At 60.8% G+C, this 26996-nt stretch carries 24 protein-coding genes and 3 pseudogenes; 20 read left to right on the top strand and 7 right to left on the bottom strand.

What is annotated here, in order from left to right:
• Nucleotides 1-15: 15 nt before the first annotated feature.
• Nucleotides 16-468 (top strand): pyridoxamine 5'-phosphate oxidase family protein, encoded by a 453-nt coding sequence (locus X760_RS60850; RefSeq protein ID WP_023720436.1) that lies wholly within the window; start codon nt 16-18, stop codon nt 466-468.
• 578 nt (nt 469-1046) lie between these two features.
• Here X760_RS60850 and X760_RS60845 read toward each other — a convergent pair.
• On the bottom strand, nt 1047-2180 hold the full coding sequence (locus X760_RS60845; protein ID WP_348633237.1) for a hypothetical protein: 1134 nt from the start codon (nt 2178-2180) through the stop codon (nt 1047-1049).
• Between the two features lie 221 nt (nt 2181-2401).
• On the opposite strand from X760_RS60845, the gene X760_RS60840 reads away from it, so the two are divergent.
• Entirely contained in the window at nt 2402-2692 is a 291-nt protein-coding gene (locus X760_RS60840) for a hypothetical protein (protein WP_023720434.1), read from the top strand.
• A 45-nt stretch (nt 2693-2737) separates the two neighbouring features.
• On the opposite strand, the gene X760_RS78060 is transcribed toward X760_RS60840, so the two are convergent.
• Nucleotides 2738-3337, bottom strand: a complete 600-nt coding sequence (locus X760_RS78060) for a hypothetical protein (RefSeq protein WP_245278636.1) — start codon at nt 3335-3337, stop codon at nt 2738-2740.
• Nucleotides 3338-3351: 14 nt separating this feature from the next.
• On the opposite strand from X760_RS78060, the gene X760_RS78055 reads away from it, so the two are divergent.
• The 3 genes from X760_RS78055 (at nt 3352) to X760_RS60830 (ending at nt 4140) form a co-directional block, all read left to right on the top strand.
• Nucleotides 3352-3477: a DUF305 domain-containing protein gene (locus X760_RS78055; protein WP_245278635.1), complete on the top strand. Its 126-nt coding sequence runs from the start codon at nt 3352-3354 to the stop codon at nt 3475-3477.
• A gap of 139 nt (nt 3478-3616) precedes the next feature.
• Entirely contained in the window at nt 3617-3901 is a 285-nt protein-coding gene (locus tag X760_RS78050) for a DUF5676 family membrane protein (protein ID WP_245278634.1), read from the top strand.
• Nucleotides 3787-4140, top strand: a complete 354-nt coding sequence (locus X760_RS60830) for a hypothetical protein (protein ID WP_031194428.1) — start codon at nt 3787-3789, stop codon at nt 4138-4140. Before X760_RS78050 ends, X760_RS60830 begins: the two co-directional genes overlap by 115 nt.
• Nucleotides 4141-4356: 216 nt before the next feature.
• Here X760_RS60830 and X760_RS60825 read toward each other — a convergent pair whose 3' ends face one another.
• The 3 genes and pseudogenes from X760_RS60825 to X760_RS60815 all read right to left on the bottom strand — a co-directional run bounded on the left by X760_RS60825 (nt 4357) and on the right by X760_RS60815 (nt 6873).
• The gene (locus X760_RS60825) at nt 4357-4698 is read right to left on the bottom strand and encodes an SPW repeat protein (RefSeq protein WP_031194427.1); all 342 of its coding nucleotides are present in this window, start codon (nt 4696-4698) and stop codon (nt 4357-4359) included.
• A 156-nt stretch (nt 4699-4854) separates the two neighbouring features.
• A pseudogene (locus tag X760_RS60820) lies at nt 4855-6211 on the bottom strand (glucoamylase family protein).
• Nucleotides 6212-6237: 26 nt separating this feature from the next.
• Nucleotides 6238-6873: a CBS domain-containing protein gene (locus tag X760_RS60815; RefSeq protein ID WP_031194426.1), complete on the bottom strand. Its 636-nt coding sequence runs from the start codon at nt 6871-6873 to the stop codon at nt 6238-6240.
• Nucleotides 6874-7149: 276 nt separating this feature from the next.
• On the opposite strand from X760_RS60815, the gene X760_RS60810 reads away from it, so the two are divergent.
• The 7 genes and pseudogenes from X760_RS60810 to X760_RS60780 all read left to right on the top strand — a co-directional run bounded on the left by X760_RS60810 (nt 7150) and on the right by X760_RS60780 (nt 16248).
• The gene (locus X760_RS60810) at nt 7150-7857 is read left to right on the top strand and encodes an ABC transporter ATP-binding protein (protein WP_023720427.1); all 708 of its coding nucleotides are present in this window, start codon (nt 7150-7152) and stop codon (nt 7855-7857) included.
• Nucleotides 7858-7862: 5 nt separating this feature from the next.
• Nucleotides 7863-10226, top strand: coding sequence for an ABC transporter permease (locus X760_RS60805; RefSeq protein WP_023720426.1), 2364 nt, complete (start codon nt 7863-7865; stop codon nt 10224-10226).
• A 3-nt stretch (nt 10227-10229) separates the two neighbouring features.
• Entirely contained in the window at nt 10230-11447 is a 1218-nt protein-coding gene (locus X760_RS60800) for an HlyD family efflux transporter periplasmic adaptor subunit (protein ID WP_023720425.1), read from the top strand.
• A gap of 1274 nt (nt 11448-12721) precedes the next feature.
• A pseudogene (locus X760_RS60795) lies at nt 12722-13689 on the top strand (helix-turn-helix domain-containing protein).
• Between the two features lie 145 nt (nt 13690-13834).
• Nucleotides 13835-15352, top strand: a complete 1518-nt coding sequence (adh, locus tag X760_RS60790; protein ID WP_023720422.1) for an aldehyde dehydrogenase — start codon at nt 13835-13837, stop codon at nt 15350-15352.
• Between the two features lie 68 nt (nt 15353-15420).
• Complete coding sequence (locus tag X760_RS60785) at nt 15421-15753, top strand: DUF779 domain-containing protein (RefSeq protein WP_023720421.1); 333 nt, start codon at nt 15421-15423, stop codon at nt 15751-15753.
• A 63-nt stretch (nt 15754-15816) separates the two neighbouring features.
• Nucleotides 15817-16248: a potassium channel family protein gene (locus X760_RS60780; protein WP_023720420.1), complete on the top strand. Its 432-nt coding sequence runs from the start codon at nt 15817-15819 to the stop codon at nt 16246-16248.
• A gap of 13 nt (nt 16249-16261) precedes the next feature.
• On the opposite strand, the gene hemN is transcribed toward X760_RS60780, so the two are convergent.
• A complete protein-coding gene (gene hemN / locus X760_RS60775) occupies nt 16262-17611 on the bottom strand; it encodes an oxygen-independent coproporphyrinogen III oxidase (RefSeq protein ID WP_023720419.1) in 1350 nt (449 codons plus the stop codon).
• A gap of 156 nt (nt 17612-17767) precedes the next feature.
• Between hemN and X760_RS60770 the strand changes: the two genes are divergently transcribed.
• Nucleotides 17768-18496: a Crp/Fnr family transcriptional regulator gene (locus tag X760_RS60770; RefSeq protein WP_031194425.1), complete on the top strand. Its 729-nt coding sequence runs from the start codon at nt 17768-17770 to the stop codon at nt 18494-18496.
• A gap of 2 nt (nt 18497-18498) precedes the next feature.
• On the opposite strand, the gene X760_RS60765 is transcribed toward X760_RS60770, so the two are convergent.
• Nucleotides 18499-18909 (bottom strand): hemerythrin domain-containing protein, encoded by a 411-nt coding sequence (locus X760_RS60765; protein WP_023720417.1) that lies wholly within the window; start codon nt 18907-18909, stop codon nt 18499-18501.
• 253 nt (nt 18910-19162) lie between these two features.
• Here X760_RS60765 and ccoN point away from each other — a divergent pair, with 253 nt between their 5' ends.
• The 7 genes and pseudogenes from ccoN to X760_RS60730 all read left to right on the top strand — a co-directional run bounded on the left by ccoN (nt 19163) and on the right by X760_RS60730 (nt 26966).
• Nucleotides 19163-20773 carry a cytochrome-c oxidase, cbb3-type subunit I gene (ccoN, locus tag X760_RS60760; RefSeq protein WP_023720416.1) on the top strand — a complete coding sequence of 537 codons (1611 nt, stop codon included), beginning with the start codon at nt 19163-19165 and terminating at the stop codon, nt 20771-20773.
• 11 nt (nt 20774-20784) lie between these two features.
• A complete protein-coding gene (ccoO, locus tag X760_RS60755) occupies nt 20785-21516 on the top strand; it encodes a cytochrome-c oxidase, cbb3-type subunit II (RefSeq protein ID WP_023720415.1) in 732 nt (243 codons plus the stop codon).
• 14 nt (nt 21517-21530) lie between these two features.
• The gene (locus X760_RS60750; RefSeq protein WP_023720414.1) at nt 21531-21680 is read left to right on the top strand and encodes a CcoQ/FixQ family Cbb3-type cytochrome c oxidase assembly chaperone; all 150 of its coding nucleotides are present in this window, start codon (nt 21531-21533) and stop codon (nt 21678-21680) included.
• A gap of 2 nt (nt 21681-21682) precedes the next feature.
• Nucleotides 21683-22546, top strand: coding sequence for a cytochrome-c oxidase, cbb3-type subunit III (gene ccoP, locus X760_RS60745; protein WP_031194423.1), 864 nt, complete (start codon nt 21683-21685; stop codon nt 22544-22546).
• A gap of 217 nt (nt 22547-22763) precedes the next feature.
• A pseudogene (ccoG, locus tag X760_RS60740) lies at nt 22764-24241 on the top strand (cytochrome c oxidase accessory protein CcoG).
• Nucleotides 24238-24735 carry a FixH family protein gene (locus X760_RS60735; protein ID WP_023720410.1) on the top strand — a complete coding sequence of 166 codons (498 nt, stop codon included), beginning with the start codon at nt 24238-24240 and terminating at the stop codon, nt 24733-24735. Before ccoG ends, X760_RS60735 begins: the two are co-directional and overlap by 4 nt.
• Nucleotides 24732-26966, top strand: coding sequence for a cation-translocating P-type ATPase (locus X760_RS60730; protein ID WP_031194422.1), 2235 nt, complete (start codon nt 24732-24734; stop codon nt 26964-26966). Before X760_RS60735 ends, X760_RS60730 begins: the two co-directional genes overlap by 4 nt.
• Nucleotides 26967-26996 lie beyond the last annotated feature (30 nt).

Raw genomic sequence — 26996 nt, 5'->3', positions numbered from 1 at the left:
GTTTGGAGACAACCGATGGACGAAGAGGTCAGCAATAAGATCCTGACGCTGTTGGATCAGCACCGGATCATGACAATTGCAACGCTGAGGCCGGACGGCTGGCCGCAGGCGACGACCGTCGGCTACGTGAACGAAGGCCTTACGCTCTACTTCCTCTGCGGCCTGGATAGCCAGAAGGCGGAGAATCTGGCGCGAGACGATCGCGTATCCTTGACCATCGACCACGACACGCCTCAGGTGATGGAAATCACCGGGCTTTCTATGGCGGCGCGTGCGCAGGCGGTGGTAGACCGGGCCGAAGCGGAAAAGGTGCTGCGCATGCTGCCGCTGAAGTATCCGGAGCAAGTCTCGCAGCCGGGCCCGATGCCGACTCCGGAGCAGGTGCGCATAGTCCGCGTTATACCTACAGTCATCTCCGTGCTCGACTACTCCAAGGGTTTTGGCCACACCGATCTCATCACCTGCTGAGCGCGCTTCCTCCAAGACAGTTTGGGTTATGCGGCATCACAGGCCGGCAAATCGCCGGTGACGATCTTCGTGCCGCTCCTCTGACTTGATGCCTCGGATAAGACCCTGGCGCCAAACCAGAAGCCAGGCGTGAATGGGCTTTTATCGCCCCATCTAGATCGAGCAGCGGATGCCGCGCGTGACCAGCTAGAAGTCCAGCGTAGCTGCCGCCAGCACGACGTATCGGGCCGACCTTGGCGAAGGTGCCGATGGCGAGAAGCTCCACAGCGGCTCGCGCAGCAGTTGGCATGGCATCCGACCATGACGGAGACGATCCCGCCAAGCTGCCGCCGGAGCATGTCCTGCACCTCCTCTTGCAGGATTGTTCAAGCTTCATTCGCGAAATCCGACAAAAGGTCCGGACGCTGAACGCGGGCCGGAAGGTTCGACACAATCGGTGAGATCGTTTGATGCTCATCCAGTCGATTCAGTTTCCTCGTCGCATGATTCATCTTGGCGGCCTGCGCACAGCATTCGTCACGTGGGATCAGTTCCGCAGATGGGTGTCATGGCGCTCCTCCTGATACCACCTTGCACGTTCAGATGGCCAAGACCGGAGCAAACCCGCCGCCGGGAGTTCTGAAATTCGTGGTCTGGCCCTGGTAGAGGCGCGCCGCTGCGAGCAGCACCTGGCTATCATAAGTATAAAGCCGCACGTCCATCTTGCGCGGTGCGGGTGCGCCATCGATCTCGATCATACGCTGCCCCGGAGCAGCAAATACCTGGGCCACATAGCCACCACGGGCGATCTCGGCCCACACGCCCTTCGTCACCTTGTCGCCTCGATAGACCGCCTTGCTGCCGTGGCCAGAGAGCGGCTTGAAAAACATGTCCTTGCGGGATTGCCAAAGGACGTCCGCGTTGTCGGGCGTGACCAGCGCGGTCCGCGGAACGCCGGCGAGCCGCGCGCGCATCTCCGGGAAAAGGCCAAAGGCTTCCAGAGCCACCGGATCAGACAGCAACGTCAAATTGCGCTTGCTTGCAAAGAGCGCGTGGCTGTGCGGATTGGGCGTGACCACCACGGCGCCGTCCTGATAAGCCGCTCTGAGCGCGGCATGGTCCGGGCGGTCGAGTGCGAAATCGACCAGGCGGTTGTAAACGAGGTCAGTCTCCTGTCCGTTGAGCCAAAGCCTGCCGCCATCATATTTCAGCTCGCTCGCGTCCCCGATCATCGCCTTGATGCCGTGCTTCAGCAACAACTGCCGGGCAAGCACGAATTCAGGATAGAGATACTGCTCCTCAGGCCGATCATCGACGATCGCGATCATGCGCGGCGAACCGGCTCCGCGCTGGCGGCGCCATTCGTTCTCGAACATCGTAACGACGTTGGTTTCGAAGTGATTGTCCCTGGCGCCGATCAACGCCCGATCGACTTCGGAGCAGCAGGCCTTCTGGGCCCTGGCCAGCAACGCATTGAGGAAAGCACCACCCGCGTTGGTGTTCACCTCGATCAGCTTGGGACCATCGTCGAGATGGAAATCGTAGCCCATCAGCGCGCCGATGGGTCCAAAATCCCGTTGCGCGATTTCAGGGGCCCAGGAGAGGACAGCTTCGCGGTAACCTGGCAACCTAGCTGTCGCCTCAATCGCAACGACGATTCTCTGCATCTCATCGAGGGCGGACGCAGCAAGAAAGACCGGGACATTGGAATACAGATGCGGCCGCGATGCCATGAAGGTTTCGCAGAAACCGGGCTCGCCGGCTTCGCGATCCAGCGCCGCCCAAAGTTTCGGCCGGTCGAGCGTGATGCAGAAGCATTTGCGGTTGAGCCGCCCCGACAGGGACGTGCTGGCTTTTGCCACGCCGGGGACTGTGAGCACGTAGTTATCTCCTCATTGCCGGCCTCCTGATCGCGGGCGGTGCCACTGCTGGTCTTGCCGAACAGGCTTCTGCAATGGGCGTCGGCGTCACCGGTGACGTTGCGACGTTCTCGACGAGCGCCTTGCACAAGGTGATGGGTCACGCCGCGTTCACAGACCAGGACAACCATCGCGCGCCATGTGATGGCTGCCTGGATTGCGTACACTCGACCGGCTCCGGCTGTTGTGCTGCAGGCATTTCCGCCGGCGAAGGTGACGTTCTGCATGATGCGCCGGTTGCCCCCCGGTTCAGGGCGGGCAAGGCATTTCTGCCAACGGGCATCGACCCCGAGGCGCTCCTGCAACCTCCCCAGACCTTCGCCTGATATCGCGCGCGCGGTACTTGGGACTGTTGAATCCAGCAGTGCCCGTCAAGGCCCCATAGCGCGCGAGCGATCCGCGAAACCATAACCGGCAGCGGCGATCTGGGGTGCCTCCGCGCCCATTTCAGGGATCGCCTGTCGCTTCCCACCAACGACAAGGAAACTGTCATGAAAACTCACCTTCGATTGATCACGTTTGCAGCATTCACAACTCTTTCGGGCGCGGCATTTGCCCAGACCGATCCGCACCATCCGGCGGCCGATGCGCCGCAAGCCACGACAGCCGCTCCGGCCGCACAAGCGATGCAGGCCGCGTTGCCCGAGCAGTGCACAGCGATGATGTCCACGATGCAGAAGATGATGCCCATGATGGAGAAGATGGCTCCCATGATGCAGCAAATGATGCCGATGATGCAGCAGATGATGCAGGGCGGCATGATGCAGGGTGGGCAAGGCGGAATGATGCAGGGTCAGGGCGGCATGACGCAGGGCAGCGGCATGACGAACATGCCGATGGACACCGCCAACATGTCCGAGGCCTCCAGAAATTATATGGACGCGATGAAGGGAATGGATGCACCCATGATGCAGGGCATCCAAGCCGGCGATCCCGATGTCGCCTTCGTCCAGGGGATGATTCCGCACCACCAGGGGCGATCGACATGGCCCGTGCGGTTCTGCAATTCGGCAAGGATGATCAGGTCAAGGTTTGGGCCAATCAGATCATCACGGCTCAGCAGGCCGAGATCGCCGCCATGCAGGAATGGCTCAAGCAACACGCGAAGTGACGGGAGGATGACATGGACAAACTCAGCGTCCTGTCCGTCGGCATTGCTCTGGGCGTGACGTCGGCCCTGATGAGCATGCTCTGCGCTTTGGCAGTCGCTATCTGGCCAGAGGCAACCACTCGATTTCTTCGGTGCCATCTTGCACGGGCTAGACCTCAGCGCGGTCAGGTCTACGGCGCCGATAAGCCCCGTCCGTGTTCTCTACGGCGTTCTCGGGCTTGGCATCGTCGGGCTGCTGGCGGGTGTCGTTTATGCCTCGATCTACAATGTCGTCGCCAACCTGGGGCGGTGCCGGGAAAAGGCCGCGCTGTGGCGTCCACCCTGCTCGACAGTGGCGCGGCTCTCCGCAAGTTTATGGCGATCTGTGAGGCACAGGGCGGCTTTGCCGAGCCGGGAGTGGCTTCGTATCTCAGGCCGGTTCTAGCCAACCGCAGCGGCCAAATCCTGCGAATTGACAATCGTCGGCTTGCAAAGATCGCCAAGCTCGCCGGCGCTCCAGCCAGTGCCACTGCCGGGATTGATTCAAGGGTTCGGATTGGCAACAACATCCAGGCCGGTGAGCCGCTGTTTCACGTTCATGCCCGGTCCCCGGGAGAACTGGACTACGCATTGGACTATGCCTCGGCTCATCCAGACATATTCCAAATCGGAACCGGACAATGACCCGCGTGCTGCTTCCTTTCCCGTTGCAGCGAACCGTGGCTGACGCAACAGGCCACTTTGCTGGAACCGGACGGCTGGATTGGCGCCGCTTTCCCGATGGCGAATCCCTGGTCACGATTGAACGGGGTCTGGACGGTGCCCTGGAGAGTTGGCGGATGGTTTCGCAGCTTCTGGCAGGGCCTGGGTGGGATGCGCCTGGTGGCCCCAGGTGAGGGCTTAACCCCGCAACTCCGACACTAATACAGCTAGGATTCCGACCGCGACAGCGTTCCACGTCAGAACCAGATCGCTACCGAAGCCTACGACCCAAGGCGAAACAATGAGCCAAATGCCGACGGCGGCATTGATGCGGCCCTCCCAAATTGTCGAGGCCATCAGCTGCGCTATGGAGATGACCATCATGATCAAGCCGACAACCAGAAAGTTCCACAAGGCGCCGGCGCTGATCTGGATCTGTGAAGGCGGAGCCATCGACAAATGCACAAGAACCCAAGGCGAAATGAGGGTCCAAAGGGCTATCATGGCCCTGACAAAACCTTTCAGGGCAGAATTCTTCACAATATCTTTTCCCTTGAGAGACAGCGACTTTGGTCTTGACCATGGAGCCGTGCCTCCTCTCTTATTTCCTTGATGAGGATCAAATCGGGATCAACGCCATCCAATTTGTGGCAACGCCAGAGCTTTGCCGAATGCAGCTCGCTCCGTGCAAGTCGATCAAGCATCACGCACCCGCTCCCGATCGAACTCATTTAGCCAGCCGCCTTCAAATCCTGCTCGCTGCAGGCCGCTTCGGATATAAGGGCACGAGCGCATCAGCCGCCACAGGAGGCCGCTGCGGTCGTTCTCGATCATCAGCACGACGGGGCCTTCGTTGAGGCCGAAGTGCCAAGGCGAAACCCACCATCCAAAGGCGTTGCCGGATGTTCCCGGATGCGTCGGATTGAAGGCCGCCTTGAAGCCATAGGCATTGGCGGCCTTGAGCTTGGCCTGGTGGATGCAGAAGCTGATCGCCGGCCGGACGATTTCGGGAGCAAACGGCAAGGAGGCAGCGACGGACCACGGAGCGAGCGTGCCATCGTCGGGACCATACGGGACCCCCCGCCCGACATAGCCCTCGAACCTGCGTTCGATGCCGTTCAGCTTGAGCGTCGAAGGGCCAGGACCCTCGCTTGCGGTGATGCCCCAGCAGTGCTCGCCATAACCCTCGAATCCGCGCGGATTGTCGACAGCATAACGCTGGTGGACGAAGGTGGCGCGTCGGCTGTTCTCGAAATAATCGCTTCCCTTGCTGCGCATGAATGCATCCTGCACACCGCGAAAATCGATCCACGCATGGGAGAGCTGGTGGATGAACAGCGGCCCCGCATAGAGGTAGTCGTAGCCGTAGCAGTGTTCCCATCGAAATGTCGTGGTCCAGGCTCTGTAGCTGCTCTCGGGCAAAGGGTGGGTCGGCGAACCCAGTCCCAGGACATAGAGCAAGAGCGCTTCGTCATAACCTTCCCATCGATACTTCAGGAATCCCTGCTCGGGTGTCCAACCATGGGTGACGGTCTCTCCCCCATCCTGTGCCCAGCACCAATCGGCTCGGTGATAGAGCGCCTCTGCCAACGTGCGGATCTCGGCCTCGGCCTCGGCATCGAAATACTGCCCGGCAGCCAGCGCGCCGCCAGCAGGAACGTGCTGTCGATGGTCGACAGCTCGCATTGCCAGGCCCGTCGGCCGGTTTGCATGTCCAGAAAGTGATAGTAGAAGCCGCGAAATCCCGTAGCGTCCGGCTCCGGGCCTTGTGGACTGTTCCAGAAGAAGCGCAATGTTGTCAAAGTGCGTTCCGCAGCCGCGCTTCGCGTCATGAATCCGCGCTCGACTCCCACTGGGTAGCACGCCAGCGCAAGATACCGGTGGCAGCGATGCTTGCGGGCCAATTCGCTTCGGTCTTGTCCAGAATGAGACCGTTGGCGGGGTTCGCTTCATGAATGAAATAGTCGAATGTCTCCCGCTGCAGGGTCGCCAGATCGTCTTGTATGGCAGAGTTGTTCACTAGATGATCGGCTTCGGGAGGATGCGATCGCATCGCTATATGCCTTCCCGGCCCGCTGTTCACGGATGGGCTAGGTACAGGTGGTCGAACACACCTTTGACGCCCCTGACGCCCTCGGCAACCACGCGGACGGCATCTCGTTGACTCTGCGATATGACTGCTCCCGAAAGATGAACCAGGCCATCGGTGACCGTGAGCGTTAACGCGTCTCCTTTGACGCCTGCGTCGTCTCGCAGCCGGGTGAGAATGCTGCGCCGGATCGCATCGTCGCCTGCCGCCGTATCGTCGTCGAATTTCGCCGCAACGACGACGCGCAAAAGGTCGGCACGGCTGACAACGCCGACGAGATGCTGCCCCTTCATCACCGGAATGCGCTTGATGCCGTGCTCCTGCATCAGCGCGGCAATTCGCTCTATCGGAGTTTCCTCGTCGGCCACAACGACATCTAAAATCATCAAATCCGCCACTTTCCAGCTGTGGCCCTTCACATAGCCGCGCGCCTCCCCTGGCGCTGAGGCACCGAGTTCCGACCTGCGCAGGAAATCGCCTTCGCTCACAATCCCAACCAGGCGACCGTCGTCGTCGAGGACCGGCATGCCGCTGATGCGATGATCCATGATCCGTGCTGCGTGTCGTACGCTGTGGTCAGGCGACACGGTCACAACCTTTGCCGTCATTACATCCTTTGCTTTCATCCGCCTCATCCCCTCGGTTCAAGTGAACAGGCGCCCGAGCACCAATTGGCGGCATCGTAGCGTAGTTGCCACCGACCTCCTTTGAGGCAAATCAATACCGGCTCCGAACCAACCGACGCGGGCGACTTGAAATGGTCACTTACAGTACTTGCCGACTGCGGATGCCGGAACACATGACCGCCTCGGATCCGGTTTTGATTTGCATCAATGTCGCGCGCACCTCGACGGGTGACTGTGGCACGCGACGCGACAGATGCCTCAAAATCCCTAACGGCCATGGCTGACACCGTCTTCACTGCAAAAGCGCTGACCAAAACCTACACCTCAGGTGAGACGCAAGTGCTTGCATTGCGCAAGCTGGACCTTGAAATCTTCGCGGGAGAGATGGTCGTCCTGCTTGGCCCATCGGGCAGCGGGAAATCGACCCTGCTCAATATCATGGGCGGGCTTGACCATGCCACGAGCGGCCAGTTGTTCTTCAGGGACCTGGAGCTGACCAACCTCGACGATCGGGGGCTGACTGCCTATCGACGACAGCACGTTGGGTTCGTTTTTCAGTTCTACAACCTGATCCCCAGCCTGACGGCCTATGAAAACGTCGCCTTGGTTACGGAGATTTCCGACCATCCGATGCGCCCGGAGGAGGCCCTGGCGCTGGTCGGGCTTGAGCCGAGGATGCACCATTTCCCAGCTCAGCTCTCTGGTGGCGAGCAGCAGCGGGTGGCCATTGCCCGCGCGATCGCCAAGCGCCCCGATGTCTTGCTCTGCGACGAGCCAACCGGAGCTCTCGACTCCAAGACGGGCATTCGGGTGATCGAGGCACTGCTCGGCATTAACGCGCAGCTAGGCACCACGACACTTATCATCACGCATAACGCCAGCATCCAGGAAGTCGCCGACCGCGTGCTGTTTTTCGCCGATGGCCAGATCTCCAGAATTCGCAAGAACGAGGTGCGCCGGACTGCCGCCGAGCTTGTCTGGTGATCCGGATGCGTGCGCTGGACATCAAGCTTCTTCGCGACTTCGCCCGGCTCTGGGCGCAGGCGCTGGCGATTGCACTCGTCATTGCCGGAGGCGTGGCGACGCTCATTCTCGCGGTCGGATCCTACCGTTCCCTCGACGAGACGCGCACCGCATACTACGAACGCTACCGGTTTGCTGACGTCTTTGCCACGGTGAGCCGCGCGCCAAGGACGCTTGTCGACCAGATTGCCGAGATTCCCGGCGTTGCTTCGGTCGACGCGCGAATAGCCAAGCTCGTGCTGCTTGACATACCAGACTATCTGGAGCCGGCCACGGGCGAAGTCATCTCCCTGCCCGAGATCGGGGAGGCTTCGCTCAACCAGCTCTACATGCGCGTTGGCCGCATGCCGGAGCCTGGACGCGCCGAAGAGATCGTCGTGAACGAAGGCTTTGCCTTGTCCCACGGCTTTCAGCCCGGGGCCCGCTTCTCGGCAATATTGAACGGCCGAAAGCGGGAATTGACGATTGTCGGGATCGCGCTGTCTCCTGAGTTCATCTATGCGGTCGGCCCAGGCGATATCATGCCGGACGACCGCCGCTTCGGCCTCATCTGGATGTCGGAAAGAGCGCTCGCCAGCGCCTACGACCTCGACGATGCGTTCTCGTCCGTTTCGTTGAAGTTGCGGCGGGGCGCGTCCGAGAGTGAGGTCATGATGCGCCTCGACGCGATGCTTGAGCGCTATGGTGGCCGAGCGGCCTATGGCCGGAAGGACCAGACTTCACACGCCTGGCTGAACCACGAACTCGATATGCTCAACAACATGAGCCGGACGCTGCCACCGATTTTCCTTCTGGTGTCGGCATTTCTGGTCAATCTCACCCTCAGCCGGCTCGTTGCTCTGGAGCGCGAGCAGATCGGGCTGATGAAGGCGCTGGGATACAACAACGCCAGCATCGTCGTGCACTACCTCAAATTCGTCGTCGTCATCGCGATGATCGGCATTGTGATCGGCGGTGCAGCGGGCACTTGGCTGGGGATGCGCGTCACCAGTCTGTTCGGCGACTTTTTCCATTTTCCGTTCCTCGTCTTCACCAAGAGCCCGGACCTCTACGTCATTGCCGCCGCGCTCAGCCTCGTTGCTGCAATCATCGGGGCGGTGCGCGCGCTTCGCGAGGTCGTGCGATTGGCGCCTGCCGTTGCGATGCAGGCGCCGGCGCCTCCGCGCTATCGGCGACTGCTGCCGGCGAGCTTCGGCGTCGACAGGTTCATGTCGCAACCGACCACCATGATGTTGCGCAACATCACTCGCCATCCACTCAGGTCATTATTCACGACGCTTGGAATTGCACTGGCGACAGCCATCCTGATCGTTTCACTTTTCACTGGCGATGCGATGGAACAGCTCATCGACGTCACGTATTTCCTGGCCGACCGTCAGGACGCCACTGTGAGTTTCGTGGAAAAACGCACGCGGGACATCACCCTGCAGATCGCACGGCTGCCGGGCGTTCTCGCCGCCGAGCCCTACCGCGAGGTGCCTGTCCGCATCAGGAACGGAAACGTCGAGCGCCGGATCATGATCAGCGGAAGGCCGCGAGACGCCGATCTCAACCGCATCATAGATGTCGACCTGCGTCCGGTCGTTCTGCCGGAAGCGGGCCTGGCGATTTCGAACATGCTTGCCATGATCCTCGGAGTGAGGGTCGGCGATTCCGTCGAGGTCGACTTGCTCGAAGGAACGCGGCGGACCGTTGTCGTCCCCGTGGCAGCGCTGGTCGAAGATTACTTCGGCATCCGCGGAATGATGGATTCAGAGACGCTCGCGCGCCTGATGCGCGAAGCGCCGTCGGTGAACAGCATCAATGTCAGCCTCGACCAGAACAGTCAGGAGTCGTTCTATGCTGCCATCAAGGACATGCCTGTTGTCGGTGGCCTGGCTTTGCAGCGCGTGTCGCTTGCGAATTTCCGCAAGCTGGTCGCCTTGCTGATCACGACAATGGCCAGCATTTACACCGGGCTGGCTGCCGTCATTGCATTTGGCGTCGTCTACAACAGCGCCCGGATCTCGCTTTCCGAACGGGCGCGAGAGCTGGCCAGCCTGCGCGTCCTCGGCTTCACCCGGGGAGAAGTGCTGCGCATCCTCCTCCTTGAACTCACCCTGCTGACATTGATCGCGCAGCCGCCCGGATGGCTCATTGGCTACGGCCTTGCCTGGATCATGCAGAAGAACCTGGCCGGCGAATTGATGCGGGTGCGCCTGATCGTTGAGCAGTCCACCTACGTCTTCGCCAGCGCGATCGTGATAGCCGCTGCCGTGCTTTCCGCCCTCGTCGTTCGCCGAAGGCTCAACGAGCTGGACCTTGTCACCGTTCTCAAGACACGGGATTGAACCATGCACACGATCTGGATGAAGCGAACGTTGGGCATTGCAGCCTTGACCATCTTGGGCGCCGGCGCCGTGTGGTTGGCATGGCCGCGGCCGATTGCAGTTGATCTAGCCAAACTGACGAGAGGCCCGATGGAAGTCACGATCGACGACGAGGCAAAGACGCGCGTGCGTCACGTTTACACGGTGTCTGCCCCCATCGCCGGCAAGGTCCTGCGGATCTCTCCGCCCCGCCATATCGGGGATCAGGTCACAAAGGACGAAACCGTCATGGCAGTGATGGAGCCAACGCTGCCGAGCTTTCACGATGCACGCACTCATGAGGAGCTGCGAGCGGCGCTGGCTGCGGCCGATGCGGCTGTGAACCTGGCGGCAGCCGAAATGCGCCGGATTGAGGCTGCGCTAGCATTTTCGCGAACAGAGTTGGGGCGGGCCGAAGCGCTTGCGCGCACCGAGGCGATCTCTGTCAAAGCCCTCGACGGAGCCAAGTTCGACGTCGAAACCAATGAGGCAGCCCTGGCCAGTGCAAAAGCTCTGCTGGAGGTCCGCCGAAACGAGCGTGACAGCGTTGCAGCACGGTTTGGCGAACAGTCGGGGGCTGCACCGGAGCCAGATCCGGCCTGCTGCATACAGTTGCGCGCTCCCGTGACAGGCAGCGTGCTGAAGATCATCCAGGAGAGCGAAGGAGCCGTCCAGGCCGGTGCGCCCCTGATCGAAATCGGCGATCCACTCGATCTCGAAATCGTCGCAGATCTGCTGTCGACCGATGCTGTTCGGATCAAGCCTGGCGCACCCGTCATGATCGACAACTGGGGTGGCCCGCCGCTCCAGGGCCGCGTCTCCCGCGTCGATCCGGCCGGTTTCACCAAGGTTTCGGCACTTGGAATTGAGGAGCAGCGCGTCCGCACGACCATCGACTTCACAGATCCTCCCGCGAAATGGTCGGCGCTGGCACACGATTATCGGGCGATCGTGCACGTGACGATCTGGAAGGCCGATGACGTGTTGACCGTCCCGGTAGCGGCCCTGTTCCGGCAGGGGGACGAATGGGCTGTGTTCGCGGTCAGGGAGGGTCGTGCAGCGGCGACGATCATAAAGGTGGGTCAGCGAAACAATCGCACGGCGGAGGTTCTGTCGGGACTAGCCACTGGCGATCGTGTTGTTCTGCACCCGAGCGACAGAGTCGCGGACGGAGTGACCGTTGCGGAGCGCGCTCTACAATAAGCAGGATGCCGTTGGCTAGCCGGACGCAGGAGGCGCCCATTCAGTTGTGGCGCGCCGCCCGAAGAGATTCGAACTCCCGACCCCCAGATTCGTAGTTAGAGAGGCTCGCTTCGCTCAGCCGTAGCAGCGAAGCCGGAACTGGCAGTTCAGCGGGTGGGGGGAAAGGCGGTAGCGCTCTTCCGACTCGAGCCCCCGAATAAGCGCGTCGATGAATTTTGCACCCCTGCGGATCCAGACCGCCAACTTCCTTCATAGGCGCGCGCAATTCGGCTGGAGGCGCAAAGCATTTCGAAAAGCTTCCAAAAACACCCAGGCAACTGCACGCTGCAGCGGACGATAAGGTTCACGGATATCCCGGCGAACATCCGCATTGGAGCGGTCGATATCGTCGGCAGAAGAGCGTCCGAAAAGGGCTGTCGGCGGCTCCGTCGTGGGAACGAAAAAGAAGAGAAGCAGAACTTTCGTGTGCGATTTTTGCACACAACATATCGTAACTAGCTGATTATATTTAGATATCTGCCCCATCCATCATAGGTGCCACGGTAACTTTGTGTCTTAACATACTAATTTTATTATCTTTTTTCTGTATCAGTACGTCCAATGCCCGGTTGGAAAGACTGACTAATTTGGCAAGATGCATGCACCAAAAACTAGCCTATTTTACGACTATGCCGCCGACAATAAAAGCCATTCGGCCATATCGCATTTCTCGTTGCACACATAGTGCACACGAAAGCGGTGGGCCCAGTGTTTCGAGGCAGTAGGCGACGCCACATAGTATCTGAACCCAAATTGTCGACTGACCCGTTTAGCGAGCGGGGCAGGCAGCACGACCAGGCGACACCATCCGGTGTCTTGGACGCGATCTGCGCTTGGAACGACGCCCTCCATCTCTGGTCGGCTGCTCCACCCTGCAGCGTTCAATATTGCCCCGACGACTGCTCCTTAGCTTGCCCGCGGCATGAGCACCGCAACCAATCGAGGGAACCAGGGGAATCCGCGCGAACTTTGCTCTCGATCAATGAATATCCGGTTTCGGGTTGGTAGGGTGTTTGGGATCAACCGAGTAAGGCGGCTGAGCGAGATAATTCAAATAATTGCTGCCTAGACGACCAACGGTTCAGTCAAACATCGCGGAACTTTTCTGGTTCCTCCGTCGAATTGACAGTGCGTTGATAGAAAGCGGAATCTGATACGACACCCGCATTGCCTTGTCTTGAAGCAGCCGTGGTCTAGTAGCCGAAAGGAAGAGCTGGGGTTCTGGGAGGATATGCATGGGTGAGGATCTATCCGGTCATCACGCCGACCGCGTTCAGGCCGCGATCGCTTCGGACGCGGCGGCGAAGTCCGCGCTGGTCGCTTCCTGGCGACGGTCTTCCAGTCTGCACCGGCTCGATCCGGCCGATTGCAGCCCCCCACTCTATCTGACAGAGGCGGAATTGGGAGAGGCCCGGCAACGCATCGAGCCGCTCGTCCGGGTTGCTCAATCAAGCCTGGACCGGCTCTATCTTGCGGTGGGCGGCGTCGGATGCTGCGTCCTGCTCGCCGATCGCGACGGCGTGCCGGTCGAACGGCGCGGCGCGCCTGTGGACGACGAGACGTTTCGTTCCTGGGGGTTATGGACAGGCTCCGTCTGGAACGAGGAGAGCGAGGGCACCAATGGTATCGGCACCTGTCTGGTGGAACAGCGCGTCCTGACGATCCACCGTGATCAGCATTTTCACACGCGCAACACCGGGCTGAGCTGCACCACGGCTCCGATCTATGATCACTGTGGAGATCTCGTGGCTGCTCTTGACGTGTCTTCCTGTCGGGCTGATCTGACCGAGGTCTTCTCCAATCTTATTTCATGGCCGTGGTCGACGCGGCGCGTCGGATCGAGGCGGAGAACTTCAAGATGGCATTCCCCAAGGCGCGCATTCTGCTGGCGCCGGTGCCCGACAAGGGCTCCGGGGCGCTGATCGCGGTTGATGCGGACGACCTCGTGGTCGGCGCGACCCATTCGGCTCGCCTGGCGCTAGGAATTACGCAACAGTGTCTCGACAAGCCGATGCCTGCGGCCGATCTGCTCGGTTGGGCCGAGAGCGGCCCCGAAGTCCTGGCCGAGGCGGAGCGCGGCGTTCTGCATCGGGCGCTGGCGCGGGCAGACGGAAATGTCTCGGCTGCGGCCCATGCGCTCGGCATCAGTCGCGCCACGCTTCACCGCAAGCTCAACCGCCTGGACGTCCACAGGTCCCACTGACTTTCGAAACGTCGCATGACTGTCGCAATTCTGCGACACATCCTGCCCGCCCACTGTCCCCGGCGTATTGGAAATAGCGGTGGGAGATCGCAAGTGTCTTTCCGAAGCGTCGCATTCCGCGACGTCAGCTTTGGGAGGAAGACACATGAACAAGGTAGAGTTCTCACGCCCGGTCAAGGCGCCCTTCGACAAGCGCTACGGCAATTTCATCGGCGGCAAATGGGCCGAACCGCGTTCGGGCCGTTATTTCGAGAACTACTCGCCGGTGAACGGTCAGCTGCTGTGCGAGGTGGCGCGCTCGGATGCCCAGGACATCGAGGCGGCCTTGGATGCTGCGCACGCCGCCAAGGACGCCTGGGGTCGCACCAGCGTGGCCGAGCGCTCGCTTATCCTCAACCGCATCGCCGACCGCATGGAGGAAAACCTCGATCTGCTCGCATGCGCCGAAACCTGGGACAACGGCAAACCGATCCGCGAAACGACCGCCGCCGACCTGCCTTTGGCCATCGACCATTTCCGCTATTTCGCCGGGGCCGTGCGTGGCCAGGAAGGCAGCCTTTCGCAGATCGACGACGATACCGTCGCCTACCATTTTCACGAGCCGCTCGGCGTGGTCGGCCAGATCATCCCGTGGAACTTCCCGCTGCTGATGGCCTGCTGGAAGCTTGCGCCCGCCCTTGCGGCCGGAAACTGCGTCGTCCTGAAGCCTGCCGAGCAGACCCCGGCAGCCATCATGCTGTGGGCCGATCTAGTCGGCGATCTGTTGCCGCCCGGCGTGCTCAACATCGTCAACGGCTTCGGCCTCGAGGCCGGCAAGCCACTCGCGTCGTCGCCGCGTATTGCCAAGATCGCCTTCACCGGCGAAACCACGACCGGCCGGCTGATCATGCAGTATGCCAGCCAGAACCTGATCCCCGTCACCTTGGAACTGGGCGGTAAGTCACCCAACATCTTCTTCAAGGACGTCGTCACCGAAGACGACGATTTCTTCGACAAGGCGATCGAAGGCTTCGTCATGTTCGCGTTGAACCAGGGCGAAGTCTGCACCTGTCCGAGCCGTGCGCTCATCCATGAAGCGATCTACGACAGGTTCATGGAACGCGCCCTCAAGCGTGTCGAGGCGATCGTGCAGGGCGATCCGCTCGACCCGGCAACGATGATCGGTGCCCAGGCCTCGTCCGAGCAGCTGGAAAAGATCCTGTCCTACATCGACATCGGCCGCCAGGAAGGCGCCGAGCTGCTGACCGGCGGCGAGCGCAATGTTCTGCCCGGCGATCTGGCCGGCGGCTACTACGTCAAGCCGACGGTGTTCAAGGGCCACAACAAGATGCGCATCTTCCAGGAGGAGATCTTCGGGCCGGTGGTTTCGGTCACGACCTTCAAGGATGACGACGAAGCGCTGGCAATCGCCAACGACACGCTGTACGGCCTCGGCGCCGGTGTCTGGACACGCGACAGCAACCGCGCTTACCGGTTCGGCCGCGCGATCCAGGCCGGCCGCGTCTGGACCAACTGTTACCACGCCTACCCCGCGCATGCGGCCTTCGGCGGCTACAAGCAGTCCGGCATCGGCCGTGAGACGCACAAGATGATGCTCGACCACTATCAGCAGACCAAGAACATGCTGGTCAGCTATAGCCCGAAGAAGCTGGGCTTCTTCTGATCGCGGCTTTGACTTACAGGCGCGGCTCCGCGAGGGGCCGCGCCACAGGCTGGAAATCGGAAAACACAATGCAGGCTAAGGTCACGGCGACACCGGCAGCCCTTGAACTGATCACGGAGATTGTCGCCGATCACGGTCCGGTGCTGTTCCATCAGTCCGGCGGCTGCTGCGATGGCTCTTCGCCCATGTGCTATCCGCGTGCCGGCTTCCTTGTCGGCGACCACGACGTTCTGCTCGGCCATATCGGTGACGCGCCGTTCTACATCGGAGCGTCGCAGTTCGAGGCCTGGAAGCATACCGATCTTATCATCGACGTTGTGCCGGGTCGCGGCGGCATGTTCTCGCTCGACAACGGAAGGGAAAAGCGGTTCCTGACGCGGTCGACGATCTGTGCCGTATAGGCGAAACCTGCCGGTTTTGATTTCGAGCAAGGAAGGCGCTGCGGCAATCTCTACCGTCCGAAGATGATCCTCAATCTGCTCATCGGCACCGTCGTCATCAGTCTGACGGTTTTGATCCACACGTTTGGTCTGATCGCCGTCACGCACATGATGGGACATCTGGTCGCCCGGTTTCGCATGCACGGACGCCGCAGCCGTATCGTCGCTATGATCAGCGTGGTGATGGGCCTCTTTGCCGTCATGACCGCGGAGGTCTGGCTCTGGGCGGGCCTGTACCGGTTGCTTGATATCTTCGCTGATTTCGAAACCGCGCTCTATTTTTCGACCATTACCTTTTCGACCGTCGGCTACGGCGACATCGTGCCCGCCCACGCGTGGCGTGTCCTGGCGGCGCTGGAGGGCGTAAACGGGTTCTTGCTGATCGGCTGGTCGACCGCCTATCTGATCGCGGCAGGCACCCGCATCGGCCCGTTCAAGGCCGGCGAACATTTCTGACGGGAGCCAATGCTCAGACCGCCACCGAATGCCTGGCTTTGCCGGTTTCGAAATATTTGTCGAACTTTGCCGCGATGCTCCTGACAAAGGGCCGACTTTCCGCCGGCACGACGAAGCGGTCACCGTCAAGTTCAAGCAACCGCGCAGGATCGTGAAGGGCCGTGGAACTCGCTTTGACGAGAAGACTTTGGCCGGCTTCGCCAAAGCGCTCCACCAGCTCGATCGCCGAGAAGGCGAAATCACACATCAGCCGCTCGATGATCCAGCCGCGAACGCGGTCGTCGGCGGAAAGGGCGATACCCCGAACAGCGGCCAGCCCGCCGTCATCAACCATGCGTCTATATTCGCTGGTTGAAGGCATGTTCTGCGTATAGCCCTGCCGAAACTGGCTAATGGATGACGGGCCGAGCCCGATCAAGGTTTCGCAGCAATCGTCCGTGTAGCCCTGAAAGTTCCGGTGCAAAGTCCCGGCGCGTGCCGCAATCGCCAGCGCATCGCCCGGTTTGGCGAAATGGTCGAGCCCGATTGCCTCGTATCCATTGTCTACAATCGCCTGCGCAGCCAGTTGTGACTGGGCAAAGCGCTCCGCGGGACCCGGCAACCAGGCCTCGTCGATCATCGTCTGATGTTTCTTGAACCACGGTACATGCGCGTAGCCAAACAGTGCGATCCGATCCGGTTCCAGGGTCAGTGTCTGCGTGACCGTAGAAGCGACGCTTTCCCTGGTCTGGTGCGGCAGACCGTAGAGCAGGTCCAGATTGACCGATTCGACGCCGCGCGAACGAACGCCGTCGACGACCGTCTTGGTCTGCAGGAAGCTCTGCTCGCGGTGGATCGCCTTTTGCACCTTCGGATCGAAATCCTGAACGCCGAGGCTCGCCCTTGTCATGCCGATTTCGGCAAGCGCATCGAGGCGGGCATCGTCCATATCGTTGGGTTCGATTTCAACGCTGATCTTGGCGCCGGGAAGAAAGCCGAAGCTGTTGCGCAGGGCGGTTCCCAGCGCCACCATATCCCCAGGTTTGAGCATCGTCGGCGAACCGCCGCCAAAATGGATGGCACGGACGCGGCCTTTGCCTGCGACAAGATCGGCGACGGTGGCGATCTCGGCATGCAGTGAGCGCAGATATGTGGTCACCGGTTCGTAGTGGCGTGTCTGCTTGGTATGGCAGGCACAGAACCAGCAAAGTTTGTCGCAGTACGGGATGTGCAGATAGAGCGAGATTTCGTCGCCCTCGTCGAGCCCCTGTAGCCAGCCACGACAAACGGTAGCGTCAACGCTTGCATTAAAATGCGGCGCTGTCGGGTAGCTCGTATAGCGCGGCACGTTCTCGCCAAGCCTGGCAACTAATTCTGGCCGCATGTCGCTATCCGATCCCCTTTGCATTGCGCGACACTGGTCACATTGCGCGCCCGCGGCCTTGATTTCGGTCAAGGCCGCCCGCGGACAAACTGCCGCAAGGTTCTTTTGTCCGCCAATGCTACCTTGCGGACACATGGAATCCTTCGGACGATGAAGATGACGGTGCACCAAGACGTTCACAGTTCCAGCATTCCAGTGCTTTGCCAGTCTTGCGATGCGCGGCACCGCGGCGTTTGCGGTGCGCTCGATCCCGACCAATTGGTAAGCCTCGCCAAGACCTCATCGAAGCACAACGTTGAACCGGGCGTGGAACTGATTGGCGACGCCGAGACCGTCGACAGTTATTCCAATGTGCTTTCCGGCGTGGTGAAGCTCACCAAGAGCCTTTCAGACGGACGCCAGCAGATTGTCGGCCTGCAGTTCGCCCCCGATTTTCTGGGGCGGCCTTTCAAGGCGGAAAGCGCGATCAACGCCGAAGCCGCAACTACCGTTTCGCTGTGTTCGTTTCCAAAGGCCGCCATCGAGCGCATGATGAAGGAATCGCCACAGCTTGAGCATCGTCTCTTCAAGCAGACGCTCAATGAACTCGACGAAGCACGAGACTGGATGGTGACGCTGGGGCGCAAGAGTGCTTCGGAAAAGGTGGCGAGCTTTCTCCTGATGATCGCCAGGAATATCGATCCCACGCTGGACCCGGCGGCCCAGTCGACGACCTTTGACCTGCCGCTGACGCGCGCCGACATCGCCGATTTCCTGGGCCTGACGATCGAGACGGTGAGCCGCCAGTTGACCAGGCTGCGATCGGATGGCGTGATCCGGATCGAGAACAACCGCGAGGTCACAGTCGGCAACTTGACCCGGCTGCAGCGACGCTCTGGCGTCTAGAATCAGTCGACGACCCCTATCATCGGCAAGACGTGCTCGCGTTCAAAGGCGATATGTCGGCGCAAGCTTTCGAAGAAGCCGCGCAGCATGAAACCGACAGCCTCGGCATTGTCGACTTTCTCGCCATGGCCGATCGCCAGCAGGATTTCAGTCACCTCCCCGGCAAAGCATTCGTCCTCGACGTGCTCGGCGCGCAATCTGCGGGTTGAAGCAAGGTTGGCATCGCTGCTGGTCAAAGCAGCCTCGTAGGCCGGAAAGATAACCGTCTCCTCGTATTGATGAATGTTGCGCAACAGCGGAACGATCGCGTTTGCTGCAGCAAGGCATGCCAGGCAATCCACCCTGGGCAGGGTGTCGGCTATTCTTTCCAAGGCATCGCAGAGCTGCAGCTTTTCCAGATGCGCACGTCTCATCAGCGCCGCCGGGACCGCTTCTCTGCCAGATCGGACTGTCGGTATCGAACTGTCGCGGCGCGTGTCGAACAGCGACGATCCCAGCTCCCTCTCCCCGTTCAATGACTGCCTCCTGACCGTTTGCCGGATCGACGCTGCCCAATCCAAAAGCAGATGGCTTTGACATGGATCAATGCGGCGATGAGGCGACTGCTGAATTGCTGTCCCGGCGGATTGGCGTCCGCGCACCGGAATCCGACGTCGGGGACAAGTCATGAAGTTCGGCACGCAAATCTTCGCTTTGGGCCTGTTCACGTTTGCAGCCCTTGTGGCCGCTGGCTTCGGGGTGGACGAGCCTTTCCGGCAGCACATGTGGGTGCTGTTTTTTGTCCTGCTCGGTTTTGTCGGCATCCTCATCCGCAACACGAATTTCGAAGTGGCTGCTCCGATCGATCCGTCCGCCTACATGGATGGTCCAATCCGCTACGGCGCCATTGCCACAATATTCTGGGGCGTGGTTGGCATGCTGGTGGGTGTGGTCATCGCGCTGCAGCTTGCCTATCCCGATCTCAACATCCAGCCCTGGTTCAATTTCGGCCGTTTACGCCCGCTGCATACATCGGGCGTCGTCTTCGCCTTCGGCGGCAATGCGCTGCTTTGCACGTCCTTGTATGTCGTCCAACGCACCTGCCGCGCGCGGCTGTTTGGCGGCGATCTCGGCTGGTTCGTGTTCTGGGGTTACCAGCTCTTCATCGTCATGGCCGCGACAGGCTATCTGCTCGGCATCACCGAGAGCCGCGAATATGCGGAACCCGAATGGTATGTGGACATCTGGCTGACCATCGTCTGGGTCGCCTATCTCATCCTGTTCCTCGGCACGATCCTGAAGCGCAAGGAACCGCACATCTACGTCGCGAACTGGTTCTACCTTTCCTTCATTGTGACCATCGCGATGCTGCATGTGATCAACAACCTGTCGATGCCGGCCTCCTTCCTCGGTTCCAAGAGTTACTCCGCCTTTTCCGGCGTCCAGGACGCCCTGACGCAATGGTGGTATGGCCACAACGCCGTGGGCTTCTTCCTGACCGCCGGCTTTCTCGGCATGATGTATTATTTCGTGCCCAAGCAGGCAAACCGGCCAGTCTATTCCTACCGTCTGTCGATCGTCCATTTCTGGGCAATCATCTTTCTCTACATCTGGGCTGGGCCCCATCACCTGCACTACACCGCCCTGCCCGACTGGGCGCAGACGCTTGGCATGGTGTTCTCGATCATGCTTTGGATGCCATCATGGGGCGGCATGATCAACGGCCTGATGACGCTGTCGGGCGCTTGGGACAAGCTCCGCACCGATCCGATCATCCGCATGATGGTGATGGCCATCGCCTTCTACGGCATGTCGACCTTCGAAGGTCCGATGATGTCGATCAAGACGGTCAATTCGCTGTCGCACTATACCGACTGGACCATTGGCCACGTTCACTCCGGTGCGCTCGGCTGGGTCGGCATGATCTCGTTCGGCGCGATCTACTTCATGGTGCCGAAGCTGTGGAACCGTGAACGGCTCTACTCACTGCGCCTCGTTACCTGGCACTTCTGGCTGGCGACGCTTGGCATCGTTGTCTACGCCGCTGTCATGTGGGTGTCCGGCATCATGCAGGGCCTGATGTGGCGCGAATACGACGAGCAGGGCTTCCTAGTCTACTCCTTCGCTGAAACCGTGGCCGCCATGCACCCCTATTATGTCATGCGCGCCATCGGCGGAGCCATGTACCTCTCCGGCACCCTGATCATGGCCTGGAACATCGGCATGACCATTCTCGGACACCAGCGCCAGGAGGAGCCGATGCCCGGCTCTGTTCCCGCCCTTCAGCCTGCCGAATAGGGAGCCAGAAAATGGCCTTGATGGACAAACACGCACTGATCGAGAAGAACGCTACACTTCTTCTCGTTGGCTCCCTTCTTGTGGTGACGGTCGGCGGCATCGTCGAGATCGCACCGCTCTTCTATCTCGACAACACGATCGAGAAGGTGGAAGGCATGCGCCCTTACTCGCCCCTCGAACTGGTGGGGCGCAACATCTATGTGCGCGAGGGCTGCTACCTCTGCCACAGCCAGATGATCCGGCCATTCCGCGACGAAGTCGAGCGCTATGGTCACTACAGCCTGGCGGCCGAGTCGATGTACGATCATCCTTTCCAATGGGGATCGAAGCGCACCGGACCGGACCTCGCCCGGGTTGGCGACCGCTACTCGAATTCATGGCATGTCGATCACCTCACGGATCCACGTTCGGTGGTGCCGGAGTCGATCATGCCGAGCTACGCGTTTCTGAAAGACACGCCGATCGACGTGAAGGATTTCTCGACGCATCTGGTCGCCAACAGCCGTGTCGGTGTCCCCTACTCCGACGACATGATCGCGCACGCCAATGCCGATTTGATGACGCAAGCCGATCCCAAGGCCGACACATCCGGACTCGAGGCCCGCTACCCCAAAACCAAGATCGGCGACTTCGACGGCAACCCGCAACAGGTCACCGAAATGGATGCCCTCGTCGCCTATCTGCAGATGCTCGGCACGCTGGTCGATTTCAAGAACTACGATGAAGCCGCCGGCTACCGCTGAGAGGAGTTTTACCCATGGATTACAATTTGATGCGGGAGTTCGCCGACAGCTGGGGTCTGGCCGCCATGGCTCTGTTCTTTGTCGGCGCGATCGCCTTTGCCCTGCGCCCCGGCAGCCGCAAGCTTGCCGACGAAGCTGCCCGGATTCCCCTTGAGGACGAGTGATCATGAGCGACGAGCATATCGATGAGATCTCTGGCGTTTCGACCACTGGTCATGAATGGGATGGTATTCGCGAGCTGAACAACCCGCTCCCGCGCTGGTGGGTCATTACCTTCTACATCACCATTGTCTGGGCGATCGGCTACACCATCGCCTATCCGGCATGGCCTCTGCTGCATTCGGCAACCAAGGGCGTGCTCGGCTATTCGAGCCGCAACGAGGTCGGTTACGAGTTGATGGCGGCCGAGGTGGCCAAGGGCAAATACGTCACGGCAATAGAATCGAAAAACGTCTCGGAGATTGCCGCAGACGATGGTTTGCGCGAATTCGCGGTCGCTGCCGGCGGCGCCGCGTTCAAGGTCAATTGCGTGCAGTGCCATGGTTCCGGCGCCCAGGGCACAAAGGGCTTCCCGAACCTCAATGACGATGACTGGCTGTGGGGCGGCAAGGCGGACCAGATCCAGCAGACGATTACGCATGGAATCCGCTTCGCCTCCGATCCGGATACGCGCCTGTCGGAAATGCCGGCCTTTGGCGACATCATCACTGCCGATCAAATCAAACAGGTCAGCGCCTATATTGCCAGCCTGTCCCAAACCGTCAGCGACCAATCTTTGGTGGCGCCCGGTGCCAAGGTTTTTGCCGAAAACTGCGTGGCCTGTCACGGCGACAATGCAAAGGGCAACAAGGAGCTCGGCGCTCCTGATCTGACCGATGCCATCTGGCTCTACGGATCGGGCGAAGCGGCCATCGCCGCCCAGGTCACCGCGCCGAAACAGGGCGTGATGCCGGCCTGGGGCGCGCGTCTGGGCGAAACCAGGGTGAAGGAACTGGCGGTCTACATCCATTCGCTTGGCGGTGGAGAATAGGAACGGGGGTCTATTCTCCGGCCCTCACCGCCCAAGCGACGAGGCCCGGCTCTGCCGGGCCTCGATTTGTTTGCGTGTACCCGGCGATTGACCTGCATCAACGCGGCGCAATCCAGTCGGCGGCACAATCCGCTCGACGCTGTATTTCGCGCACCTGTCTGCACCCAGCCAGGTCACGTGCCCGGCGAAATCACAAGCTCCGCGACGGGAGAGATCAGTGCTGGACAATACGCAGGTAGAACGGCTCGAAGCCGAGGCGGTCAACTCCGCTAAGGTACGACAGCCGATGTATGCCGCGCGCAAGAAGATCTTCCCGAAGCGGGCCTCCGGGAATTTTCGCCAGTTCAAATGGCTGGTAATGGCGGTGACGCTCGGCATCTACTATCTGACGCCGTGGCTGCGCTGGGACCGTGGCCCGTTTGCCCCGGACCAGGCCGTGCTGCTCGATGTCGCCAACCGGCGTTTCTATTTCTTCTTCATCGAGATATGGCCGCAGGAATTCTACTATGTCGCCGGCCTTCTGGTCATGGCCGGCGTCGGTCTTTTCCTAATCACGTCGACTGTCGGCCGTGCCTGGTGTGGCTACACATGCCCGCAGACCGTGTGGGTAGATCTGTTCCTGGTTGTCGAGCGGACCATCGAGGGTGACCGCAATGCGCGCATGAAGCTCGACGCCGGTCCCTGGACCAGCCGCAAACTCGTGCTGCGGCTGTCCAAACACGCCATCTGGCTGGTCATAGGCGCATTGACGGGCGGCGCCTGGATCTTCTATTTCGCTGACGCGCCGACGCTGCTCGGCGAACTCTTCGCCGGCACGGCGGCACCTGTCGCCTATATCACCGTCGCCGTACTGACGGCGACGACCTATACGTTCGGCGGGCTGATGCGCGAGCAGGTCTGTACCTACATGTGCCCGTGGCCGCGCATCCAGGCAGCCATGCTCGATGAAAGTTCGCTCACGGTCACCTACAATGACTGGCGCGGCGAACCGCGCTCGCGTCACGCCAAGAAGGTTCTCGCCGCAGGGCAGCCCGTCGGCGACTGCGTCGACTGCAATGCCTGTGTCGCTGTCTGCCCGATGGGCATCGACATTCGCGACGGCCAGCAGCTCGAATGCATCACCTGCGCGCTCTGCATCGATGCCTGCGACGGCGTCATGGATAAACTCGGCAAGGAGCGAGGACNCTGGTCAGGACGGATGACGGCCTGTTTTCGGACAGGGTGGCTCATTTCCACATTCGCAAGATCTTTCGTCCGCGCACCTACGTGTACATGGCTATGTGGTCGCTGATCGGCCTGGGCCTGCTCTATTCGCTGATGACGCGCGACCGGCTCGAAGTGAACGTGCTGCATGACCGCAATCCGCAATTCGTCACGCTGTCCGACGGCTCGATCCGCAACGGCTACACCGTCAAGCTGCTCAACATGATCCCGGAGCCAAGGACGATCGTCGTCACGATGCAGGGCTTGCATGGCGCCGAGATGAGCGTGGTCGGCGGCGACATCCCGGCAGGCCGTTCTTTCGCCGTTCCAGTCGAACCCGACCGCCTGAAAATGCTGAAGGTCTTCGTGCGCCAGCCGGCGGATCAAATTCAGGGCACAGCGCGGACCTTCACGTTCCGTGTCGAGGACAAGGCGAGCTTCGAGTCGGACGAATACACCGCCACCTTCAACGCGCCGGAGACTGCCAGATGACTGCCAGAACACAAAAAACCCGCGAATTCACCGGCAGGCACATGCTGTTCACCATCCTTGCCTTCTTCGGTGTGGTCATCGCGGTCAATCTGACGATGGCGACGCTTGCCAACACGAGCTGGACCGGGCTTGTCGTCGAAAACACCTATGTGGCAAGTCAGCAATTCAACAAGAAGGCCGAGGAAGGACGGGCGCAGGCAGCACTTGGCTGGACCGGCAAGCTGACCATCGCATGGGGCGAGGTCCGCTACGGCCTCACCGACGCCGCCGGCAAGTCGGTTCCCTTGCATGGCGTGAAGGTGCTGTTTCGCCATCCCGCTTACGAGAAAGAGGACAAGTCCGTCACGCTCGCCCTCGCCTCCGGCCAGGAATTCGCCGCGCAACACATGCCGAGCGATGGCGTCTGGATTGTCGAAGTCGACGCCGATGCCGGTCTGGATAAATCCTACCGCGATGTCCGCCGGATCATGATTTCCCACGGAGCGCTGCAATGAGCTGTTGTGCACCGGGCGCTGAAATGGCGCTGGATATGGGCAGCATCACATCGGTCGTGCCGTCTAGCCAGGAAATCAAATTGGCCAGCCGATCGCTTGACGATGATCTTCGCCAGACCGAGCTTTCGGTGCCGAGCGTTCATTGCGCAACTTGTATCCAGACGATCGAGACGGCGTTGGGAAAGCTCGATCGCGTCGAGAGCGCCCGCGTCAACCTGTCAACGAAACGGGTCTCGGTCCGGTGGCATGGGGACGAGGTTCCACCGTTCGTCGTCGCGCTAAGGCGGCTGGGCTACCAGGCGCATCTCTTCGCCCCCGAGGCCGACGAAAAGGACAGGACGCTTTCGGAGTTGATCCGCGCCGTCGCTGTTGCCGGATTTGCGGCGGGCAACATCATGCTGCTGTCGGTTTCGGTCTGGTCCGGTGCCGAGGGCGCGACCCGCGACCTGTTCCACTGGGTCTCGGCACTGATCGCCATCCCCGCACTCGCCTTCGCCGGCGGCATCTTCTTCAAGTCGGCCTGGAATGCCTTGCGTCACGGCCGCACGAACATGGACGTGCCGATCGCGGTCGGCGTGTCGTTGGCCTACGCGATGAGCCTCTATGAGACGATCACCCATGGTGACCACGCCTATTTCGACGCGTCGGTGTCTCTGCTGTTTTTCCTGTTGATCGGCCGCACGCTGGATCACCTGATGCGCGAACGCGCCCGCACCGCCGTGAAAGGCCTGTCACAACTGGCCGCGCGTGGCGCCATGGTGCTGCGCGACGATGGCGCACGCGACTATCTGCCGGTTGGCGAGATCGAACCGGGCATGCTGTTGCTGATCGCGGCGGGCGAAAGGATTCCCGTCGACGGCAAGATCACGCGTGGGACATCGGACGTCGATTGCTCGCTGGTTTCGGGCGAGAGCACGCCCAGAAGCGTGGCGCCAAACGACGCCGTCCAGGCCGGCGTGCTCAACCTTACCGGCCCGCTGACCATCGAGGCGACAGCCGCCGCGAAGGATTCGTTCCTGGCGGAAATGGTTCGGCTGATGGAAGCCGCCGAGGGCGGTCGCGCACAGTACCGCCGCATCGCCGACCGCGTTTCAGCGCTCTATGCTCCAGTTGTTCACCTCACCGCCCTCGTGACATTCCTTGGCTGGATGGCGGCAACTGGCGACTGGCACCGGGCCATAACCATCGCTATCGCCGTTTTGATTATCACATGCCCCTGCGCGCTCGGCCTCGCGGTGCCGATCGTCCAGGTGGTCGCTGCGCGGCGCCTGTTCGAAAACGGCATCATGGTCAAGGATGGTTCGGCCATGGAGCGCCTGGCAACAATTGATACTGCAGTGTTCGACAAAACCGGAACGCTCACGCTCGGACAGCCCCGGCTCATCAATGCGTCGTCGATCGATCCGGCAATGCTGGCAATCGCCGCAGACATGGCCGCGCATTCCCGCCATCCGTTTTCAAAGGCCATTGCCGGCTTTGCCGCTCCTGGAGGACAACACAAATTCGATGCCGTCACCGAGCATCCGGGGTTCGGAATCGAAGCCACTGTCGCCGGAAATATCTGGCGGCTGGGCCGGCGCGGATGGGCTGGATGGAAGGCCCGAACCGGCGGCGAAGGCAAGCATGGCTTTGGCGGGACGGTCCTGACGAAAGACGGGATCATTGGCGCCACATTCGATTTCGAGGATGCGCTGCGTGCCGACGCTGGAGCGGCCATCCAACAGTTGAACGATGCGGGGGTATCGGTGGAAATGCTGTCGGGCGACACTGCGGCAGCCTGCGCCGGTGTTGCGAAAATGCTGGGAGTCGACGACTTCGTTCCGTGCCTAATGCCGTCCGGCAAGGTCGAACGTATCGAGACCCTGGCGAAAGACGGACACAAGGTTCTGATGGTTGGTGACGGCCTCAACGACACGCCTGCACTGAGTGCGGCGCACGTCTCGATTGCTCCAGCCACCGCCGCCGACATTGGCCGCAACGCAGCGGACTTCGTATTCCTGCGGGAAAGCCTTCTGGCAGTGCCTCTCGCGCTGGACGTCTCACGCAAGGCGGGAAGCCTGATCCGCCAGAACATCGCGATCGCGATCGTCTATAATGCTGTTGCCGTGCCGATCGCCATCCTGGGACATGTCACGCCTCTTATCGCAGCGATCGCCATGTCCGCTTCGTCGCTGCTTGTGATAGGAAATGCGCTGCGGCTGCAAAGTTCCACGCCGAATTCGCCGGCGTAAAATGTTCGGCGCGACAGACGTTTCGACATC

Origin of the sequence: Mesorhizobium sp. LSHC420B00 (assembly GCF_000503055.1) — a bacterium.
Classification (GTDB): Bacteria; Pseudomonadota; Alphaproteobacteria; order Rhizobiales; family Rhizobiaceae; genus Mesorhizobium.
The sequence above is the reverse complement of the archived record's forward strand: the minus strand, read 5'-3'. Positions and strand labels throughout refer to the sequence as shown.

What these genes read in the sequence shown, in the direction of transcription:
- X760_RS60780 (WP_023720420.1), top strand. Translation starts at nt 15,817, where the DNA reads ATGATCCTCAATCTGCTCATCGGCACCGTCGTCATCAGTCTGACGGTT.
- X760_RS60765 (WP_023720417.1), bottom strand. Translation starts at nt 18,909, where the DNA reads ATGAGACGTGCGCATCTGGAAAAGCTGCAGCTCTGCGATGCCTTGGAA.
- hemN (WP_023720419.1), bottom strand. Translation starts at nt 17,611, where the DNA reads ATGCGGCCAGAATTAGTTGCCAGGCTTGGCGAGAACGTGCCGCGCTAT.
- X760_RS78055 (WP_245278635.1), top strand. Translation starts at nt 3,352, where the DNA reads ATGGCCCGTGCGGTTCTGCAATTCGGCAAGGATGATCAGGTCAAGGTT.
- X760_RS60805 (WP_023720426.1), top strand. Translation starts at nt 7,863, where the DNA reads ATGCGTGCGCTGGACATCAAGCTTCTTCGCGACTTCGCCCGGCTCTGG.
- X760_RS60800 (WP_023720425.1), top strand. Translation starts at nt 10,230, where the DNA reads ATGCACACGATCTGGATGAAGCGAACGTTGGGCATTGCAGCCTTGACC.
- X760_RS60735 (WP_023720410.1), top strand. Translation starts at nt 24,238, where the DNA reads ATGACTGCCAGAACACAAAAAACCCGCGAATTCACCGGCAGGCACATG.
- X760_RS60840 (WP_023720434.1), top strand. Translation starts at nt 2,402, where the DNA reads ATGGGCGTCGGCGTCACCGGTGACGTTGCGACGTTCTCGACGAGCGCC.
- X760_RS60730 (WP_031194422.1), top strand. Translation starts at nt 24,732, where the DNA reads ATGAGCTGTTGTGCACCGGGCGCTGAAATGGCGCTGGATATGGGCAGC.
- adh (WP_023720422.1), top strand. Translation starts at nt 13,835, where the DNA reads ATGAACAAGGTAGAGTTCTCACGCCCGGTCAAGGCGCCCTTCGACAAG.
- X760_RS60810 (WP_023720427.1), top strand. Translation starts at nt 7,150, where the DNA reads ATGGCTGACACCGTCTTCACTGCAAAAGCGCTGACCAAAACCTACACC.
- X760_RS60845 (WP_348633237.1), bottom strand. Translation starts at nt 2,180, where the DNA reads ATGGCATCGCGGCCGCATCTGTATTCCAATGTCCCGGTCTTTCTTGCT.
- X760_RS60785 (WP_023720421.1), top strand. Translation starts at nt 15,421, where the DNA reads ATGCAGGCTAAGGTCACGGCGACACCGGCAGCCCTTGAACTGATCACG.
- X760_RS60815 (WP_031194426.1), bottom strand. Translation starts at nt 6,873, where the DNA reads ATGAAAGCAAAGGATGTAATGACGGCAAAGGTTGTGACCGTGTCGCCT.
- ccoP (WP_031194423.1), top strand. Translation starts at nt 21,683, where the DNA reads ATGAGCGACGAGCATATCGATGAGATCTCTGGCGTTTCGACCACTGGT.
- ccoO (WP_023720415.1), top strand. Translation starts at nt 20,785, where the DNA reads ATGGCCTTGATGGACAAACACGCACTGATCGAGAAGAACGCTACACTT.
- X760_RS60770 (WP_031194425.1), top strand. Translation starts at nt 17,768, where the DNA reads ATGACGGTGCACCAAGACGTTCACAGTTCCAGCATTCCAGTGCTTTGC.
- X760_RS60850 (WP_023720436.1), top strand. Translation starts at nt 16, where the DNA reads ATGGACGAAGAGGTCAGCAATAAGATCCTGACGCTGTTGGATCAGCAC.
- ccoN (WP_023720416.1), top strand. Translation starts at nt 19,163, where the DNA reads ATGAAGTTCGGCACGCAAATCTTCGCTTTGGGCCTGTTCACGTTTGCA.
- X760_RS60750 (WP_023720414.1), top strand. Translation starts at nt 21,531, where the DNA reads ATGGATTACAATTTGATGCGGGAGTTCGCCGACAGCTGGGGTCTGGCC.